Genomic DNA, 18,058 nt, shown 5'->3' with positions numbered 1-18,058 from the left:
AAAAAAGCCGCCTATTTATTGGCGACTTCAATCTTTTTATAAGACAAATATGCTAGTACATTTTTACTTGAATCGTATTTCGGGTTATTTCCTTTTCTTGGCTCTCTCATATGTGTCTTTTCAAATCCAGGAATGTCTGGCATTTTCCCCATAAATTCAAGCATTTCTTCCTCAGTACCTTCAATGCGTACACGAATCATAATAACTATTCCTCAATTCACAGTTTCTCTGTACTAAGTATATCGTACTTCAGAAAGACTGCAACACATTTATCTTTTTAATGTTGTACTTTTTTTACATATAAACATAGCCATTTCAGTATAGAACGAATCTACTTTATTATTTTTAAGTTGAATATTAAAATATTCCTTCATTTCGTTTGGTGCTTTCATCATACATTCTGTTAATTTTTCACGCTTTTGTACAGGGACATCCATCATATTACACCACCAGTCAAAATCAAACTTCTTATCAAAAGTAAGACATGACTGCATTTGCAAACCGTTTTTTTCTAATAAAGTAAGCCATTCTGTCTTTTTTAGAGCTCGTTCATGACTTGGGTCCCGCTTCTTTTCTATAAAATTATAAAATGTATCATTTTCATTATTTTCTGGCGAAACATTATCTATTAAGATGAATAATCCATTATCCTCCAACGTACGATTTACTTCATAAATAAATTGAGCCGGATTCGTAAAATGATGGGCTGCAATCCGGCATGTAATTGTATCAAAAAAATGATCTGCAAATGGTAAATCCTCTGCGTTTCCTGCTACAAAAGATACATTTTCATGACCATTCTGCTTTATAAAACTTTTTGCTTTTTCTAACATTTGTTCTGTTAAATCAAGTGCAACTACTTCTTCAAACATAGGTGCTAACATATTCGCAACATGTCCGCCACCAGTAGCAACATCAAGAAGACGATTATTATGGCGAGATTCAACTTGTTGAACTACATGCTGTAAGTCCTGTCCTTTAGCATGTATTTTACTATTCACATACTTATCTGCATTACTGCCAAACTGTTTTTTCACAAGCTCCTCTTTACTCATTTTATCATCTTCTTTCTATTGTAATTTACATATACGATTCATATAATTATTACAATTCTCTTCATGTATTTTCAAATCCTCTTTTCATCTCACTTCTTATCGTGCTGTCCTATCATCAACATAATATAAATTTTACTTTTACTATTAAACAAAAAAGGCTACGGGAACTTCTCCCCTAACCTGATTAAATATTTATTACATTTTCATTTCTTCATATACGTCTATATAATATAAATCCTCTTTCAACTTCATAATAACATCTACTTCGTTATAAGTAGCCTCACGAGCATGTAATCCAAATTGATCCATACCAATCCATATCCATCCAGGTGTATGATATAAAACATCTATGTTAAAATAATCTAATTTAGTAAGCTCCGATGTAATAAATTTATCTTTATTAGCGATTTGTTTATCTAGTAAACCATATTCTTTTCCATTTTCAAATAGCGATATAAATTTCCCTACAATCGGATGTTCACGAACAATAAAATGATATTCCTTTTCCTCTACATTTGCCACAATCAAACGAGAAACAGATAAATCAGCCCCCGAATTCGACATATTTGTTTATTCACCTCCTTATATAGGTCTCTTCAATATAATAACAAATGAATATTCAAATCAGATTAATATAATGTAAAAAATAAAAAAGCTGACTTCCCTTTAGAAATCAGCCTTTATAATTTGATCAACTTTATACTTTTACAAATTATTATAATGTTTCTTTTTCCTCATCATTTCCAGAAACTAAACTTCCTATAGCATCTGCTGTTACTTCCACTACAAATTCACAAATACCTGCTACAACTTCTCCAATTACTTCATCCATCTTTTTACCCCCTTATTTTATGTAACTTATTTGTAGTATAGAAGAAATTGGTGAATGTAAACTATCGAAAAAGGTGACATAAACCTTACAGAATTGTAAGCTCTTTCATCCCTTTACTTTCCCCCCTTTGAAACTCCAAGTATTTTTAGCAGACATATAGGCCATCATAATATGAAGCAAGTAATAATCAAGTGTCAGGAGGCGTTTAATATGTATTACGTAAAATTAATTAAAGGTCAATCATTCTACGCTTTTGATCATCGTTTCTTAGTGTCTGAAGAAGAAAAGGTTTCAGAGAAAATCTATAATTACTTACGACGTAATGAATTTTTTGAAGTACGTAAAGAAGAATATTCCGCTTAATTACAAAAAGCATTAAGAAAAATATCATCTTATTGTGATATATTCTTAATGCTTTTATGTAAATTGCTTCTTTTCAACAATTGTTGTTGACTCTATTAAATAATCTAGTATTTTTCCAAGCTAATTCGTCACCTCCTCATATTCTAGTATATGAGGAGGTGACGAATATGACTCATATCATTGATTACCAAGCTACTCAACCTATAAGTAAAACTGGTGAAACAACTTTTGCAATCCCCTCTTCTCCAAATAAAGCAATTTTAGCAAATTTGAAATTGAGAATTTCAAGTAGAGATTCACGTAATAATCGAGTAGAATTAATCGCTACAATTGGTGTAGAAGGTATAACTGGGACTTCACAAGTTTTATTCCGAATTTTCCGTGATAACATTGAAATTTTTAATGCACAAGTAGGTATTGAATCTACAGATTCTGAACAATTTTATGTACAAACATTTCAAGCTATAGATCAAAACGTTGGCAGTGGAACACACGAATATTCATTAACTGTAGAAAACCTTACTAGTGGTGCAAGCGCAGAAGTTGTTGGCCCACTATCTTTTAGCGCTTTAGCTATTGGACAAGAGCGTAAATGTTGCTAAGTGAAATTAATTTTTAATTTTGCACTTGAGAAAAGCAAGACGTAGTTATACGTTCTTGCTTTTTTATTTTCCCTATTTTTAACCATATGTCTTTTACATTTTAATTGCTTATTTCATCAATTAACGAATCAAATTTTCGGCAAATCAAAAAGATTGAAATCCAATTATGAAACACGTAATATAGACTCTGACTCTAAAAAAGTTCGTATGAAAATAATACATAAATAAGGAGGTTTTATATACGAGTTTTTCATTTTAAAAGACGGAGAGGTTTTATGTTATGTGGCGTAATAAAAACGTTTGGATTGTTTTAATTGGGGAGTTTATTGCAGGTCTAGGATTATGGCTTGGTATTCTTGGCAACCTTGAATTTATGCAAAAATATGTCCCTTCTGATTTCATGAAATCAGTTATATTATTTATCGGACTATTAGCCGGTGTTCTAGTTGGACCTATGGCTGGCCGTGTCATCGATCAGTATGAGAAGAAAAAAGTTCTTCTTTACGCTGGGTTTGGTCGAGTTTTAAGTGTTATTTTTATGTTTTTCGCTATTCAATTTGAAAGTATCGCATTTATGATTGCATTTATGGTTGCTCTTCAAATTTCAGCAGCATTTTATTTCCCTGCATTACAATCTGTGATTCCACTCATCGTAAGTGAGCATGAGTTATTACAAATGAACGGTGTACATATGAATGTTGGTACAATCGCTCGTATTGCGGGTACTTCACTAGGTGGAATTCTTTTAGTTGTGATGAGTTTACAGTACATGTATGCCTTCTCAATGGCAGCATACGCCTTATTATTCCTCTCGACTTTCTTCCTACAATTCGAAGATAAGAAATCAACAACACCAAGTAAACAAGCTGCAAAAGATAATAGCTTTATGGAAGTATTTCGTATTTTAAAAGGAATTCCTATTGCTTTTACAGCACTTATATTAAGTATTATCCCTCTATTATTTATAGCTGGGTTTAATTTAATGGTTATTAACATTAGCGAAATGCAACATGATCCTACGATTAAAGGGTTCATATATACAATTGAAGGTGTCGCATTTATGTTAGGTGCCTTCGTAATTAAACGTCTATCTGATCATTTCAAACCTGAAAAATTACTATATTTCTTCGCAGTTTGTACTGCTTTTGCACACCTATCATTGTTCTTTAGCGATATAAAATGGATGGCTCTTACATCATTTGGTTTGTTTGGGTTTAGTGTTGGCTGCTTCTTCCCTATTATGTCGACGATTTTCCAAACGAAAGTTGAAAAAAGTTATCATGGTCGCCTCTTCTCATTCCGTAATATGTTTGAAAGGGTTATGTTCCAAATCGTCTTACTTGGCACAGGGTTCTTCTTAGATACAATTGGGTTACAATATATGGTTCTCATCTTCGGAGTCGTTTCATTATTGATTATTTCTATTTCCCTTTCTAAGCAGAAACATTATGAAAAACAGCATTCGCAATCTGCGAATTTATAAAATAAACAAAGAAGTATGGATATAATATTGAAGCCATACTTCTTTGTTTTATAATACGCCTATTTATTACGTTTATTGAAATTACCTAAAGGAGTATCCCTCTTTTATTTCGAATAGATTATAAAGAGGACTCTTTATAAAAGGAGTGGTAAAATGTCTGATGGCATTGAAGTATTTATTGTCCTGCTCTTTGCAATTGCGCTGTTTAGCATCCTAAACTTTTTAGCCATTTCCTTATCTGGACATAGTTTTAAAAAAAGAATCGTGGCAGGTTTCATATTTTTACTACTGACTCCCATTATCTTTTTGACTATCGCAACATTTGCTTCTATATTCGATAAAGCAGGATTTGGCGCAGGTACGTTAGCCTTTATGATCGCAAGCGTATATATATTAAATGGAATAGTGCTTCTGCTTTCCTCTTTATTTATCCTCAAAAAAGACATAACATAGGCTATGGTACTAGCATGAATCTGACTTTACACTAGATTCATGCTTATTTAATTTCTCCTAAATTTTTATATGAAATTAAATAATTCTTTAAAAAAATTTAAACTTTATTTATTATAATATCCCTATCGTATTCGCACGTTTATTCAAATTTAAAAGAAAGGAGCACAAAATGAAAAAGGTTCTACTTACAATTCCTATACTAATCATCCTACTTAGTGGATGCAGCAATAACGATATATACGGTTCTTGGGAAGTCGTTGACAATAAAAATGGTGAATGCCCTGTATATTATAAATTTGAAACAGTTGTCAAAAAAGAGAATAAAGAGGAAATTGTGCAAAATTTAGTAGAAATGCAAACCACAAAGAATAAAGACGATTTATATAAAGGCTCATTTGTCAAAAATTCTAATGTATATCACATTGATTATGGTAATTCATTTACATCAGAGCAAGCTTTAAAAGTTGCCGACGGTACATTAAATGTATACTTTTTGACAGCTGAAAAATTATGCACGTATAAAAAGAAATGATTACATTTTAGAGGAAACGCAGAAAATATTTTCTGCGTTATTTCACTTTAGAAATCTTCCACAAATACTTAATAAAAACTATAAAATAACTTAAGTTATATAAAATGAATCCTATAATAGACATTTCAATTTACACATCTACGCTATTTACATCGATACTTTTCAAAATAGGCTAATACTTCCTCTAAATTTGTCAATCATTTTAATTTTCATAAAAAAATGATAAAATATAAACATGTGTTTTCAGAATAATTAAAAACGCAGAATGAAAGCACTGTTTTAGGAGGGGTTTTGATGACTTACACGTTAGCAACTAGAATGAAAGCATTCCAATCTTCTATATTTAGTGAATTAGGAGCCTATAAAAAAGAAAAAATTGCAGCAGGTCATAACATGATTGATTTGAGCATCGGAAATCCTGATATGCCGCCCGCTGATTTTGTAAGAGAAACAATGGTACATACAGCGAGTGAGAAAGAGAGCTACGGGTATACATTATCAGGTATTCAAGAATTTCACGAAGCTGTAACTGAATATTACAACAACACTCATAACGTTTTATTAAATGCGGATAAAGAAGTTTTATTATTAATGGGTTCACAAGACGGGCTCGTTCATTTACCTATGGTTTATGCAAATCCAGGTGATATTATATTAGTTCCTGATCCAGGATATACAGCTTATGAAACAGGTATTCAAATGGCTGGTGCAACATCTTACTACATGCCTTTAAAGAAAGAGAATGATTTCTTACCAGACTTAGAAGTCATCCCTGAAGAAATTGCCGATCAAGCGAAGATGATGATTTTAAACTTCCCAGGGAATCCCGTTCCAGCAATGGCTCATGAAGATTTCTTTAAAGAAGTAATCGCATTCGCGAAAAAGCATAATATTATCGTTGTCCATGATTTTGCTTATGCTGAATTTTATTTCGATGGTAATAAGCCAATTAGCTTCCTCTCTGTACATGGTGCTAAAGAAGTTGGTGTAGAAATCAATTCTTTGTCAAAAAGTTATAGTTTAGCAGGTAGCCGTATTGGATATATGATTGGAAACGAAGAAATTGTTCGTGCACTTACTCAATTTAAATCTAATACCGACTACGGTGTATTTTTACCAATTCAAAAAGCGGCATCTGCAGCACTAAGAAATGGCGCTGTATTTTGTGAGAAAAACCGCGATATTTATCAAGAACGGAGAGATACTTTAGTTGATGGATTCCGAACATTTGGCTGGAATGTCGATAAGCCAGCTGGTAGTATGTTTGTCTGGGCTGAAATTCCACAAGGATGGACTTCTCTAGACTTCGCTTATGCATTAATGGATCGTGCGAATGTCGTTGTTACACCTGGTCATGCATTTGGACCTCACGGAGAAGGATTCGTACGTATTGCACTCGTTCAAGATAAAGAAGTGTTGCAACAAGTTGTTGAAAACATTAGAAATAGCGGCATTTTCACTCTTGAAAAAGTAAATGAATTAGTTAAAAATTAGTTCCCACTCCCCTGCTTAAATTTAGCAGGGGTATTATTAATTGGAGGTACTTTCATATGCATATTAAAGACACTCTCCCCCATCGTTATCCATTTTTAATGACTGATAAAGTAACAAATGTAAAACAAGGTGAATCCGTTACAGGATATAAACTCATTACAAATAACGAATGGTTTATAAATGATAGTCAAAAACATATGCCTCATATGTTAATTGTAGAAGCACTTGCTCAGCTTAGTGCATTTGTACATACAAGTGATTCTGAAGGACTAGGATTCCTCTCCTCTTTAGATGGAGTTGAATTCCAAGGAAAAGCATATCCCGGTGATAAACTTGATTTACATTATGAACTAACGCGCAATCGCCGAGGTTTTGTTCTTGGTAAAGGTATTGCAACTGTAAACGACCAGCCTATTGTAACTATAGAAAAACTATTAATATATCAAGCAGATTAAATTGTTCCTTATATCAGTGGGGAATATCTATTCTCAACCAATTAAAAATAAATAGGAAAACATATTACGTAGTTAGGAGCAGGAAAATGGAACGTACTATCGGTATCGATGCTGGAGGCACATTAACGAAAATAGCTTATTTTAACGAAAAAAGGCTATTAACTTTTGAAAAATTTTATTCGCATGAACAACATAAAATAATAGATTGGATTAAAAGCAACAATGGCATAAAACAAATATGTATTACGGGTGGTAAATCGAAACTATTACAGCAACTGCTTACAGGTTCATATAAAATAATAGAGCTAAACGAATTTGAAGCTACTCTTGCAGGTGTCCAATACATATTAAAAGAAGAAAAACATGCTATACGCAATTTTATTTTAACCAATATCGGTACAGGTACTTCTATCCATTACGTTTATAATGAACAATATATTCGCGCTGGTGGAACCGGAGTTGGCGGTGGGACTATTATGGGACTTTCAAAATTGTTAACAAATATAGATCATTTTGAAGATTTAATCCCTCTAACAAAAGTAGGATCTAGAAAAGAACTAGATATTACGGTTGGAGATATTTATGGTGGTATTCTTTCCCCTATCGATAATAACTTAACTGCTAGTAACTTCGGAAAAGCAACCATTACAGAATCAAATAATAGTAGCTCCGATATACTAGCTACTGTACAAGGACTTGTCGGTGAAGTCGTTACTGCATTAAGCCTTCAATTCGCTGAAACAAAAAACATTGAACATATTATTTATATTGGTTCGACTTTATGTAATAACGTACAACTTCAACATATTATTAGTAGCTACACCGAATATCAAAATAAAACACCAATCTTTTTACAAGATGGTGGTAATAGCGGTGCAATTGGTGCATTACTTCATGCTACGAAATAAAAAGCTGACTTTTGTCAGCTTTTTAGAAATGGCACTTCAAATTCAATAATTGATTCCCCGTTCTCTCCAATTCGCTCCACGCTTATTCTATCAATCACACAATTTAACTTCCCATGAAAACTAGCAATCTCCTTCACTACTTCAGCAGCTAATTCGGCACTCTCTTTTCTTCCGACTGTTACATGCGGGATGTACGGAATGTCTTCTTTCAAAAATTGTAATAAAGGTCCTGTATATAGAATATTATGTAGTTCCTCTATTTGTTCTTTCCCCTTTTCAACTAGTAAAAACAAATATTCTCTTTCACTTGTAATTTGATTCTTAAATTCAATTTCTATATTCTGTATCGGTTTTGATACATTTATAATATGTAATTTCAGCTCATCATTTGAAATCGAACTTTCAAATGGGAATACAATTGTAATATGCGGTGGAATTAATCCAAATAAAGGATCATGTTTTTGCCTAATGTCCTCGATTTCGCTAATGAACATGTTGTTTAGAAAAAGTAAAATTGTACGCATTTTTATCCCCTCAACTTTTCCTCATTATAATATGTATCATATTCTATGACAGCCTGCCCTTCAACAACTTGTTTTGCTTACCTGTAAAAATAAAAAAACTTCTCAAATGAGAAGTTTTCATATAGCATGATTATTATTTTCCCGCCAAACTTTCCTAAACTTTATATAACAGGCAATTCTCCAAGGAAAAATATACGATACTGCAACAACGTAAAATAATAAACCAATCGTTTGTTGATCTAAATCAACGATAAATTGTCTTGAACCATATCTTAAAAAGACAAGTGCAATAAAAGTAATTAAAAAAGCTGCACTTTTTTTCGTATAAATATTCCCATCATCTCTTCGTTCATAATTTGTTAATACTATAAGCGGTACAGCAAAAAGTACACCAATGAATACCGCTATAATTACTTGTAATATAGCTGGATGTACGGGACCTAAAAACCATACAATACCTGGTGTTAAAAATAGTAATGGCCATAAAATACGTTTTCCCGATCCCTTTATTGGCTTATGCATGGAGCGATAACGACGCCAAAATATCAGTAGTGCAATGCATAAAAAGACGGTTATTAGTGAGGACGTGTCTCCCATATATTTTCCTTCTCCCTAAAAGAATAATCTATCACTATTTTAAACTGTTCGTTCAAATGATACTTTACGAATAAATATACTACTAGTTATGATATAAAGAATTGTTAATCCAATTGAAATAACAATAAAATAAGGGATATCTATTAAAGATACATCATTTGTAAATAACAATCCTTTTATCCCTACTTCTCCATACAGCACACTATTTGTTGAAAGGAAAAGCGACCCACCAATCATGAGACCAATCCATTGAAATCTTTGCTTAAAAATTACTACTACTTGAAAGAAACATGCTATCGTAACATAAAATAAAAATTGTAAAATAAACTGTTGTATTAATTGCTCTCCAAAGTTAACATTTACTAAGTTATATTTTATATCTTGTAAAAACAGTATTTGAAGGAATGAAAACAATGCGGATTGCAACACAATATAGCAAATCGCTCCGATAAAATATTGTATTCTCGTTATACCAAATAAAACTGCTAAACGAAATAAATCATCTTGAACAATGAAAACACTCCCTACTATAAAAATCATAATTGCAATTGAAGGATTATTGATAATTTCGGGTAAATAACCAACTTTCGCTTCATTTAAATGAGCAGCATATAAAGCTCCTTTTATTAATAAAGCTACAATCCAAAATATTAAAATTGCTTTATAATGAAAATTTATATGTAACCTCAATTGTTTCATTAACATCGTCATTCCACTTCACCACCAGTCATGTGAATAAATAGTTTTTGTAATGTAATTCTATCAATTACTAAACCTTCTTTTTCAAGAGAGTAACAATCTTCATTAGAAAGCTCTTCCCATATAACAGCAATACCTTTATTCCCATAAATTTCTTTATTTATAATTTTTTTATTAATCAAGAACTCCTCCACTTTACCTTTTTGCCCTGAAATAATATGACCTTGTTGCAATAAATCTTCCACTGTTGATTGAACAACAAGTGCACCTTCTTTTATGATAATTACTTCTTCAATAACATGGGTTACTTCTTCTACCAGATGTGTTGATAATATAATTGTTCTGGGATACTCCCCGTAATCTTCTAGTAGTAAACTATAAAATAACTCACGATGTGCTGCGTCTAATCCTGTAGTTGGTTCATCAAAAATAGTAATTGTCGCTCTGCTTGCTAACCCTTTAATAATTCCTACAACTGTTTGCATGCCATGAGATAGTTTATGGTATTTCTCTGTTATATTAAGCTGAAATTTACCCGCCAGTTCTTCAGCAAACTTCTGATCCCAATTTTTATAAAACATGTTACATATCTTAAAAATTTCTTTTACGCTATAACTTAAATGAGACTCTTCTTTTACTCTAACGAAACAAATATTTTGCATCGCTTTACTATTTTCAAAAACATCTTCACCAAATATTGATACACTTCCACTACTTGAAGTAATTTGTCCTGCTAGTAAATTTAATAAAGTCGTTTTCCCTGCTCCGTTCCTTCCAAGCAAACCATATATTTTATGCTCTTCCAATGAAATCGTTACTTCATTTACAGCTATTTTCTTTTTATATTTTTTCGTTATATCTTTCGTTTCAAGTGCAATCATCCCTCTTTCCCCTCCTTCGTAATCTTTTGAATCATATCCATCAATTCATTTTTTGATATTTCTAGTACTTTCGCTTCTTCCCACACTTTAGGTAAATATTCAGTCATAAAAGTATTTTGTCTTTTTTTTAGTACGACTTCTTTCGCTCCCTTTGCAACAAACATTCCGATTCCTCTCTTTTTATATAAAATCCCCTCATCCACTAATACATTCACCCCTTTAGCTGCAGTAGCCGGATTTATTTGTAACATCTTCGCAAATTGATTTGTCGATGGAACTTGTTCTTCTTCAAGCAATATGTCTTTTAAAATATCAGATTCAATCGTTTCTGCAATTTGTATGTATATTAATTTATTTTGTTCTAGAGTCGGCTTCACATTTTCACCACCTTAGGTTCATAGGTTCATTACTTATGTAATTAACCATATCACATAGAATTATTTTTTTCCATAAATTTCTTTTACAAAAAAAGAGAGTCATTCAATTAAGAATGTCTCTCTTTCTAAAAATTCGAAGTTTCAACTCTTGTTCTCAAATTCTTTTCATTTATACCATTTTGACAAAAATTAAACTGTTGTCCCTCAATACATTTTGTACGATCTACTACTTGCCCTAAATGATAGCTTGTATGCTCAACCAAATGTAATAGACTTTGAAGATCAATATACCTTTTTTCTTCCCAGACCTGTATATATGCTTTGCCCCACTCATCAAATATTTCTTCAACAGTTTTTAACAAAGCTTCAGAGCTTATTTGTTTCACTGGAAAATATTCTTCAATTCCATTTTCAAAAACTATATTTGGATCCTTATAACGCCTTGTATTTCTCTGTAAATGTTCACAAATATGTAGTACGATTCCACCAATTGAATTAACAGAGGTCTCTTTTTTCCACAAATCTTCTTCACTAACGAGCCTAATTGCCTGTACTAATTTAGGTAAATAATGATCCTGCATTCTATGATAAGAAATTTTGTATACTAACTCCATCTTCTCCCCTCCATTATTTCAACTGGCTCACTGGATATTTAGCAAATAAAGATTTCCGAAAATCTTTATCTTCCACAAGCATTTTAATTTTTTCTTCATTGCCGTTAAAGAACTTTATAACTTTATTTTTATCCCATATATCTTTTTCTTTTGGAAAATCATCGAATTCCCTATGCAAAATTGATAACATTTCTTCCCTCGTTATCTTAAAGTTTTTATTCTCTACCTGAAACTCATAACTTTTTGCATTTGGCACTAAAATCACTAAATATATAGCATTAAAGAAAAAATTCTTCTTCATCGTATCCTTCTCATCAAACCAATACGTCTCAATCATTTCTTCTGTAAGAGCCCCACTTTCTTTTGTGCCATAGTTCACTTTTATATTTTCATTTTCTAAACTTATACTTTGAACTGTTCCACCACCGGGTAAATGATTAACAATTGCAACCACATCTGAATTATTACCAACGTATGTCCCAGTATATTTCTTAAAATCATCTGACCTAACATCATATATATCTTTTATTCTTTCTCCGTTAGAACAAGCCGCAATGAATAAAAAAATTGTTAGCATAACGATCATGTTATGATGCATATATTTCATTTAGCATCCCCCATTTTTATCGATATTTCGTTAATTACAATATTTACTTTCAAATCCCTTTTTAAATATACGCATTTTAATCAAAATTAAAAATTTTCATTTTTTATGTTTACAATTATCCATTAATTGTATATACTTACTAACGTAAGAAAAAAATTCTAAAAGGAGGTCGAAGGAAATGATGAAATTACAATTACATGCATTAACTTTAGCGTTAACTGCACCTGTGTTTTCTGGACAATTAAATATGAATTCGACCACCCTAATGGAGAATTGAAAATCGTACTTTATTTCATTTAATTCATAAATTCGCCACAGGAGGTCGTATACTTTCCTGTGGCTTTTTCACGCCCAGCCATAGGAGAACTGTATCTTCCTGTGGTTTTTTTGCGCGATTTTTTAGTCTCTTACATTATTTTTCTAAGAAAGGAGCAACATTCAATGACTATTAGCGTATTGTTTTTAAGTATTACGATTCAAAGAAATACAATTTCTAAAGATGAAATTCTTCATAATGAGCAAATTGAAAAAGCTATGAATGATGTTAAGGAGCGCCAAGCACTTTACTGTGATCACCTGTAATTCCTTTTCGAAAGGAGGAATTCATTTATGACTTTTCATATTTTCTTTTTTACGACTGTGCTTCAAAAAAATACTTTATCTGAAACTGAAATCAATCGTAAACAACAGTTAAAACAACTGACTGATAAAATAACTGACATTAAAAGTTCATACTACACTCAAATGTATTAAAAATATATTTTAAAGGGGTCATATATTCATGAAATTTAAAGCATTCTTTTTAACAATCACCATTCAAAAACGTAAGCTTTCACAGAAAGAGATTTTACGTGAGCAACACATCCAAAGCATTATGGACGAAGTAAAAGAGCGCCAATCTTCTTATTACACTCGTCTTTTCTAAATCACTTATAAAGGGGTCATAAATCTAATGAAATTTAAAGCATTCTTTTTAACTATCACTATTCAAAAACGTAAACTTTCACAGAAAGAGATTTTACGTGAGCAACACATTCAAAACATTATGGACGAAGTAAAAGAGCGCCAATCTTCTTATTACACTCGTCTTTTCTAAATCACTTATAAAGGGGTCATTATCCAATGAAATTTAAAGTATTCTTTTTAACCATTACCATTCAAAAAAATACATTTTCCAAGTCTGAAATGTTTCATGAGCGACAAATTAATCAGGCTATGGATCATGTAAAAGAAAGACAAAGTCATTACTGTAGTCATCTGTAATTTCTTATTACACTCGTTTTTTCTAAATCACTTATAAAGGGGCAATTATCTAATGAAATTTAAAGTATTCTTTTTAACCATTACCATTCAAAAAAATACGTTTTCTGAGTCTGAAATGTTTCATGAACGACAAATTAATCAGGCTATAGATCATGTAAAAGAAAGACAAAGTCATTACTGTAGTCATCTGTAATTCCAATTCGAAAGGAGGAATTCACATATGAAGTTTCACCTTTTCTTTTTAACGATTACAATTCAAAAAGAAACAATATCTCAAAATGAATTAAAACAAGAAAGACAATATAAACAAGTTATTGATGAAATTCGAGATCGTAGAAGCAAATACTACACTCACCTTTAATCGTTTAACTATATAGAATTGAAAGGAGTCGATTATGATGTTGATAGCACGCTGTAAGGAAATGATTTGGATAGTTCAGAGGGATTCCACATAGTTTTATAGAGCTTATATCACACAAGTTTATCACTGAATTTGATGTATAAAAAATATATAATAAAATCAAATCAACCCGCTTTTAATTATTTATTTATAAACAAAAGATACACCACTTAAAAAGCGGTGTATCTTTCTCAGGTTTCACTATTTCCGATTACTTCTCTTTGTCTTAAACAATCTCACTAAGTTCGAAACAACAGTTTTTGTTACTGCATAAACTGGTACTGCTAAAATCATTCCGATGATTCCAGCAAAGTTACCTACCCCTAAAATTAGGATAATAATTGTTAATGGGTGAATGTTTAATTTCGAGCTCATAATACGCGGTGAAATAATATTACTTTCAAACTGTTGTACAATTGTTACGATAATAATTACGTATAAGGCTTGCATCGGAGATACGAACAGTCCTACAATAACAGCTGGTGCTGCCCCAATAAATGGCCCTAAGTTAGGAATGATGTTTGTAAATGCTGCAATAATTCCTAAAACGAAAGCGTACGGTAAATCGATAATTAAATAACCGATAAAAGTAAACGCACCTACAAATATACAAACGAGTGCTTGCCCTTGAATATATGCAGATAATGTTTCGTTCGTTTCCTTAATGATACGAAGCCCCTCTTCACGGTAAGACTCAGGTAATAAACTTACCGCTTTTCCCGGAAAGGCATGTCCATCTTTAAACATGTAAAATAAAATGAACGGTACAGTAAATACAACTAATGCAACGTTCGTGATAATACCAAATAAAGCCGTTGCACTCGACGTAATTGTATTTGGTATATCTTTTAAGTATTCAATCGCATTTTTTTCAATTGTTTCAATGGAAACATAGTTTTGTGTAGATAACCATTCAAACAACCTATGATGTGATAATTCTTGTATGTATACTTTCCCCTCTTTTATGTAGCTTGGCATATTTTTTACTAAGTCCATTAGCTGTTGTGAAATCGTAGGAACAACTACTCCAACGCCAACCGCAGTTAATGTTATGATAAAAAGATATAACAGTAATATCGCTAAATTTCTAGGTACTTTTTTATTCTCCAAAAAGATTAATACAGGATTAAATATGAAGTATAAAAAAAGCGCGATTAAGATTGGGAAAAACAATGTTGATATGAAGATACCAATCGGTTGAAATAAAAATGATATTTTTGTGCAAATAAATATGATTCCTACAACCATTAGCACTTCTAATGTCCAAAAGTGCACTTTTGATTTCAAAAAAACGGCCTCCTTTAAACTAGCACTTCTATTCATTGTACCAAAATAAGCATGAATTTCACATAATATTTTCCTTTACAATATTCCAAAATACCGATAAATACACTACAATGAGATTACATACAAATTTGCAGGTAAAGGTGATAAAAATGACACAATGCATCATTTGCAGAAAAGATACGAAAGAACTTAGTGAACAATATGTCATTCCAGAAATATTATGTGGATATTATTTCACAAACTCAATTTGTGATACTTGTCATGAACAAATGACAACAAATATTGATCGTCCTTTAATTAGGCATAAATTGAGTCAATTTAAGATTGAACAAATGAAAAGACAAATTGATTCCCCACTCTATACGAATGAGCACGGTGAGGAACTTGCGGCTGCTGAGACTGATGTTGTCGAAGTAAGCGACGAGATTCTTTATTCTAATGCATTAATTATGAAACTATGTAAAAAGCACGATATTTCCTTACATAATGAAATTTGGAAAGAGGAACGTGTAACGAAAGTAGCGAGTTCTATTCAACGTGAATTACTATTAGATAACCGTAAATATAAAATGAGTGTATTAAAAATGGCTTATACATTCGCTGTACAAGCAGTTGATGGCTACTTTGAAGATCAAGATGCAATTGATATTTCTACCATTCTCTCAAATGCAGATTTCGTGGAACTAAAAGAAAAAAGCATTGTACGTGATTTAAGCAAAAGTTCTTTATGGAATACGCTAAATACAAGTAGTGAAAATCATTACTTTATTTTACTTAGCGATAAAGACGGCCTGTTTTGCTTCATTCGTTTGTTTGACATCTTTGATGTTGTCGTTCATTTATCAGAAAAAAGATTTGACCTTCCATCGCCGATTGTCGGTGTAAATAATGTGAATACGCAGAAATTTTATGTCCAAAGTTTAAAACAGTATATGGATGGGCTGTTTAAAGAAAAAGCACCTACTATATAACAGGAACCAGAACATACGGTCTCCTTTCTTGATGAAAAGACACTGTGTTATAATGAGTATGAAAAGAACAATACAATCACATAAACCAATTATAAATTGTATATAAATAAAAAAGACTAGTGTGCGGCTACACACTAGTCCACGTAACTTAGCAGATTGGATTGTTCATTTATCCTATTTGTTTCTTACAAACAAAACAACCCACATTCTATAAGCATAGGTGGGTTGTTATTTTTTGAGCTTGTCTATTAAAACGACGACGAACGTTAACAATGCAACGAGAAACAGTCCACCTTGCAGTAGCAACGCTATTTCACTCACGTATTATCACCCCCCTCCTACTCGGAGAAGTGATAATTGAACAACCAACCGCACCTTAAGTTACCCTTTAATTTTACCATATTTTCTAATAATTTACGATGAAAACCCGCAAGCGAATAACTTGCGGGTTTTTTATCCCGTATTAACAGGCAGTGAACAAAATAAAGCAATAAATATGTGAAACTTTATTTCTCACTATTTTTTTAATGCATATGCATCAGCAACCATTTCACCAACAATTTTATTTTCTTCTTTCTTCTCGTCTTTCAATAATGGGAATAACAATTCTGCGACCTCATACGCTTCTTCTAAATGCGGATATCCTGATAAAACAAACGTATCAATTCCTAACGATTCATATTCTTTTATCCTTTCTGCTACTGTATGTGGATTGCCTACAAGTGCAGTACCTGCCCCACCTCTTACAAGTCCGATTCCAGCCCATAAATTAGGGCTTATCTCTAACGACTCTCTCGTACCTTTATTTAAATGTGTCATCCTCTTTTGACCAACCGAATCATATCTTGCAAATGTCTTTTGAGCAAGCTCAATTGTTTCATTATCCACATATTGAATTAAACGTTCTGCCTCTTCCCACGCTTCTTCTTCTGTTTCTCTTACAATTACGTGTAATCTAATGCCAAATCGTACTATACGCCCCTTCTCTTCTGCAAGTTTTCTTACTTCTTCTATTTTCTCTTTCACTTGCTCTGGTGGCTCTCCCCACGTTAAATATACATCACTATGTTCAGCTGCTACTTCTTTTCCAGCAGCTGATGATCCTCCGAAATATATAGGAGGATATGGTGTTTGAACTGGCGGGAATACAACTTTACTATCTGTAACTTGAATATGTTTTCCTTCTAAAGAGATCGTTTCACCTTGCAATGTCGATTTCCAAACCTTTAAAAATTCATCCGCTGCTTCATATCTTTCATCATGCTCAAGATATAATCCATCTCCTTGTAGTTCAACTGGATCTCCTCCAGCTACTACATTAATAAGTAGTCTCCCATCTGAAATTCTATCAAATGTAGATGCCATCCTCGCTGCAACTGTAGGTGACATTAGTCCTGGTCTCAATGCTACTAAAAATTTTAGTTTTTCCGTTTCAGCAGCAAGAGCTGAAGCTAACACCCAAGGGTCTTCACATCCTTGACCAGTTGGAAGTAAAACACCCGTATATCCTAAATAATCAGCTGCCGCAGCAACTTGCTTATAATAACCATATTCAGCTGCTCTTCCTCGTTTTGTCGTTCCTAAATATCGACCATCTCCATAAGCCGGAATAAACCATAATAATTCCATACCTTTACACACCCCTTATTTATTTTGAAACG

At 32.3% G+C, this 18,058-nt stretch carries 29 protein-coding genes; 16 read left to right on the top strand and 13 right to left on the bottom strand.

Annotation, left to right across the window (positions count from 1 at the left end; translation table 11 throughout):
- Positions 1-11: 11 nt before the first annotated feature.
- The 3 genes from MRP26_RS15010 to MRP26_RS15000 form a co-directional block, all read right to left on the bottom strand.
- On the bottom strand, positions 12-200 hold the full coding sequence (locus MRP26_RS15010; RefSeq protein WP_000621885.1) for a DUF3970 family protein: 189 nt from the start codon (positions 198-200) through the stop codon (positions 12-14).
- A 69-nt stretch (positions 201-269) separates the two neighbouring features.
- Entirely contained in the window at positions 270-1,055 is a 786-nt protein-coding gene (locus MRP26_RS15005) for a class I SAM-dependent methyltransferase (RefSeq protein WP_242806251.1), read from the bottom strand.
- A gap of 195 nt (positions 1,056-1,250) precedes the next feature.
- Positions 1,251-1,619, bottom strand: coding sequence for a hypothetical protein (locus tag MRP26_RS15000; RefSeq protein ID WP_000071473.1), 369 nt, complete (start codon positions 1,617-1,619; stop codon positions 1,251-1,253).
- A 478-nt stretch (positions 1,620-2,097) separates the two neighbouring features.
- On the opposite strand from MRP26_RS15000, the gene MRP26_RS14995 reads away from it, so the two are divergent.
- The 8 genes from MRP26_RS14995 (at position 2,098) to coaW (ending at position 8,177) form a co-directional block, all read left to right on the top strand.
- The gene (locus MRP26_RS14995; RefSeq protein ID WP_000291907.1) at positions 2,098-2,250 is read left to right on the top strand and encodes a YqbF domain-containing protein; all 153 of its coding nucleotides are present in this window, start codon (positions 2,098-2,100) and stop codon (positions 2,248-2,250) included.
- A gap of 167 nt (positions 2,251-2,417) precedes the next feature.
- A complete protein-coding gene (gene exsC / locus MRP26_RS14990; protein ID WP_000148807.1) occupies positions 2,418-2,852 on the top strand; it encodes an exosporium protein ExsC in 435 nt (144 codons plus the stop codon).
- Between the two features lie 280 nt (positions 2,853-3,132).
- On the top strand, positions 3,133-4,335 hold the full coding sequence (locus tag MRP26_RS14985) for an MFS transporter (protein WP_000269265.1): 1,203 nt from the start codon (positions 3,133-3,135) through the stop codon (positions 4,333-4,335).
- Positions 4,336-4,488: 153 nt separating this feature from the next.
- Complete coding sequence (locus tag MRP26_RS14980; RefSeq protein WP_078401196.1) at positions 4,489-4,788, top strand: hypothetical protein; 300 nt, start codon at positions 4,489-4,491, stop codon at positions 4,786-4,788.
- A gap of 169 nt (positions 4,789-4,957) precedes the next feature.
- A complete protein-coding gene (locus tag MRP26_RS14975) occupies positions 4,958-5,320 on the top strand; it encodes a hypothetical protein (protein ID WP_242806249.1) in 363 nt (120 codons plus the stop codon).
- Positions 5,321-5,614: 294 nt separating this feature from the next.
- Positions 5,615-6,814, top strand: a complete 1,200-nt coding sequence (locus tag MRP26_RS14970) for an LL-diaminopimelate aminotransferase (protein ID WP_000222696.1) — start codon at positions 5,615-5,617, stop codon at positions 6,812-6,814.
- Between the two features lie 56 nt (positions 6,815-6,870).
- Complete coding sequence (locus tag MRP26_RS14965; RefSeq protein WP_065484095.1) at positions 6,871-7,269, top strand: 3-hydroxyacyl-ACP dehydratase FabZ family protein; 399 nt, start codon at positions 6,871-6,873, stop codon at positions 7,267-7,269.
- Positions 7,270-7,355: 86 nt separating this feature from the next.
- Positions 7,356-8,177: a type II pantothenate kinase gene (gene coaW, locus MRP26_RS14960; protein WP_242806248.1), complete on the top strand. Its 822-nt coding sequence runs from the start codon at positions 7,356-7,358 to the stop codon at positions 8,175-8,177.
- 14 nt (positions 8,178-8,191) lie between these two features.
- Here coaW and MRP26_RS14955 read toward each other — a convergent pair whose 3' ends face one another.
- From MRP26_RS14955 to MRP26_RS14925, 7 genes are all read right to left on the bottom strand, one after another.
- The gene (locus MRP26_RS14955; protein ID WP_069355794.1) at positions 8,192-8,701 is read right to left on the bottom strand and encodes a 2'-5' RNA ligase family protein; all 510 of its coding nucleotides are present in this window, start codon (positions 8,699-8,701) and stop codon (positions 8,192-8,194) included.
- Between the two features lie 117 nt (positions 8,702-8,818).
- Entirely contained in the window at positions 8,819-9,298 is a 480-nt protein-coding gene (locus MRP26_RS14950; RefSeq protein ID WP_000502963.1) for a CcdC family protein, read from the bottom strand.
- 39 nt (positions 9,299-9,337) lie between these two features.
- The gene (locus tag MRP26_RS14945; protein ID WP_197242595.1) at positions 9,338-10,009 is read right to left on the bottom strand and encodes a DUF4052 domain-containing protein; all 672 of its coding nucleotides are present in this window, start codon (positions 10,007-10,009) and stop codon (positions 9,338-9,340) included.
- Complete coding sequence (locus tag MRP26_RS14940; protein WP_242806246.1) at positions 10,006-10,878, bottom strand: ABC transporter ATP-binding protein; 873 nt, start codon at positions 10,876-10,878, stop codon at positions 10,006-10,008. Before MRP26_RS14940 ends, MRP26_RS14945 begins: the two co-directional genes overlap by 4 nt.
- On the bottom strand, positions 10,875-11,255 hold the full coding sequence (locus tag MRP26_RS14935) for a GntR family transcriptional regulator (protein ID WP_053564185.1): 381 nt from the start codon (positions 11,253-11,255) through the stop codon (positions 10,875-10,877). The genes MRP26_RS14940 and MRP26_RS14935 overlap by 4 nt, the downstream gene beginning before the upstream one ends.
- A 125-nt stretch (positions 11,256-11,380) precedes the next feature.
- The gene (locus MRP26_RS14930) at positions 11,381-11,869 is read right to left on the bottom strand and encodes a DinB family protein (RefSeq protein ID WP_197242597.1); all 489 of its coding nucleotides are present in this window, start codon (positions 11,867-11,869) and stop codon (positions 11,381-11,383) included.
- A gap of 13 nt (positions 11,870-11,882) precedes the next feature.
- Complete coding sequence (locus MRP26_RS14925; protein ID WP_197242598.1) at positions 11,883-12,476, bottom strand: DUF4825 domain-containing protein; 594 nt, start codon at positions 12,474-12,476, stop codon at positions 11,883-11,885.
- A 441-nt stretch (positions 12,477-12,917) separates the two neighbouring features.
- On the opposite strand from MRP26_RS14925, the gene MRP26_RS14920 reads away from it, so the two are divergent.
- The 7 genes from MRP26_RS14920 to MRP26_RS14890 are packed head-to-tail and all read left to right on the top strand — an operon-like array spanning position 12,918 to position 14,100.
- Entirely contained in the window at positions 12,918-13,058 is a 141-nt protein-coding gene (locus MRP26_RS14920; RefSeq protein WP_000156193.1) for a YrzI family small protein, read from the top strand.
- Positions 13,059-13,085: 27 nt separating this feature from the next.
- Complete coding sequence (locus MRP26_RS14915) at positions 13,086-13,229, top strand: YrzI family small protein (RefSeq protein ID WP_000142729.1); 144 nt, start codon at positions 13,086-13,088, stop codon at positions 13,227-13,229.
- Positions 13,230-13,257: 28 nt separating this feature from the next.
- Entirely contained in the window at positions 13,258-13,401 is a 144-nt protein-coding gene (locus MRP26_RS14910; RefSeq protein WP_000668965.1) for a YrzI family small protein, read from the top strand.
- A 27-nt stretch (positions 13,402-13,428) separates the two neighbouring features.
- Positions 13,429-13,572, top strand: coding sequence for a YrzI family small protein (locus MRP26_RS14905; RefSeq protein WP_000668963.1), 144 nt, complete (start codon positions 13,429-13,431; stop codon positions 13,570-13,572).
- Between the two features lie 26 nt (positions 13,573-13,598).
- Entirely contained in the window at positions 13,599-13,739 is a 141-nt protein-coding gene (locus MRP26_RS14900) for a YrzI family small protein (protein WP_000669810.1), read from the top strand.
- A gap of 52 nt (positions 13,740-13,791) precedes the next feature.
- The gene (locus tag MRP26_RS14895) at positions 13,792-13,932 is read left to right on the top strand and encodes a YrzI family small protein (protein WP_090977759.1); all 141 of its coding nucleotides are present in this window, start codon (positions 13,792-13,794) and stop codon (positions 13,930-13,932) included.
- Positions 13,933-13,959: 27 nt separating this feature from the next.
- Entirely contained in the window at positions 13,960-14,100 is a 141-nt protein-coding gene (locus tag MRP26_RS14890) for a YrzI family small protein (RefSeq protein WP_000668497.1), read from the top strand.
- A gap of 240 nt (positions 14,101-14,340) precedes the next feature.
- Here the strand turns inward: MRP26_RS14890 and MRP26_RS14885 are convergent, their stop codons facing one another.
- Positions 14,341-15,426, bottom strand: a complete 1,086-nt coding sequence (locus MRP26_RS14885; RefSeq protein WP_000837894.1) for an AI-2E family transporter — start codon at positions 15,424-15,426, stop codon at positions 14,341-14,343.
- A 149-nt stretch (positions 15,427-15,575) separates the two neighbouring features.
- Between MRP26_RS14885 and MRP26_RS14880 the strand changes: the two genes are divergently transcribed.
- Positions 15,576-16,397: an HNH endonuclease gene (locus tag MRP26_RS14880; RefSeq protein WP_000189714.1), complete on the top strand. Its 822-nt coding sequence runs from the start codon at positions 15,576-15,578 to the stop codon at positions 16,395-16,397.
- A gap of 228 nt (positions 16,398-16,625) precedes the next feature.
- On the opposite strand, the gene MRP26_RS14875 is transcribed toward MRP26_RS14880, so the two are convergent.
- A complete protein-coding gene (locus tag MRP26_RS14875; RefSeq protein ID WP_001289320.1) occupies positions 16,626-16,718 on the bottom strand; it encodes a putative holin-like toxin in 93 nt (30 codons plus the stop codon).
- Positions 16,719-16,913: 195 nt separating this feature from the next.
- Entirely contained in the window at positions 16,914-18,026 is a 1,113-nt protein-coding gene (ssuD, locus tag MRP26_RS14870) for an FMNH2-dependent alkanesulfonate monooxygenase (protein ID WP_242806244.1), read from the bottom strand.
- Positions 18,027-18,058: the final 32 nt, after the last annotated feature.

This window comes from Bacillus sp. CCB-MMP212, from assembly GCF_022748145.1.
Classification (GTDB): domain Bacteria; phylum Bacillota; class Bacilli; order Bacillales; family Bacillaceae_G; genus Bacillus_A; species Bacillus_A cereus.
Note: the sequence above shows the minus strand (reverse complement) of the source record. Positions and strands in the feature narration are given on the sequence as shown.